A 542-nucleotide genomic window follows, 5' to 3' on the forward strand; every position below is an offset into this window, starting at 1 on the left:
TGAATGCCCTTTAAAGGGGTTTCTTTTTCGTTTCTGTTTTCGCCCCCTTTTTCTTCTAATCCTTTAGAATTTTGCTCTTCATTCAGCACAAACTAGCCTTAAAGGTATTTTTCTAACGCCTTAGGAATGTGGATGCTCCCATCCGCTTGCTGGTGGTTTTCCATTAAAGCGACCATCGTCCTGCCTACCGCTAAAGAAGAGCCGTTTAAGGTGTGCGCTAACTGGTTTTTTTGATTTTCTTTGAAGCGGATTTTCGCACGCCTGGCTTGAAAATCCCTCGTGTTAGACACCGAGCTGATTTCTCTGTAGCAATTTTGCCCAGGAAGCCACACTTCAATATCTATCGTGTTGCTTGCGCTAAAGCCTAAATCCGCGCTGCACAATTGCACAAACCGGTGCGGCAATTCCAAAGCCTTTAAAATTTCGCTCGCGCTCTCTAGCATATGCTCTTGCATAACATCGCTTTCTTTAGGGTGCGTGATAGCCACTAGCTCTACTTTATCAAACTGGTGCTGTCTTATCATCCCTCTTGTGTCCTTGCC

Annotated in this window: 1 protein-coding gene; it reads right to left on the reverse strand. The window is 45.0% G+C overall.

Annotated features, from left to right (window positions below; all coding sequences use genetic code 11):
* Nucleotides 1-98 precede the first annotated feature (98 nt).
* A partial coding sequence (locus tag IE271_RS44720; protein WP_190195543.1) for an aminoacyl--tRNA ligase-related protein occupies nucleotides 99-542 on the reverse strand: 444 nt, incomplete at its 5' end.

Source organism: Streptomyces minutiscleroticus (assembly GCF_014650875.1).
Classification (GTDB): Bacteria; Actinomycetota; Actinomycetes; order Streptomycetales; family Streptomycetaceae; genus Streptomyces; species Streptomyces minutiscleroticus.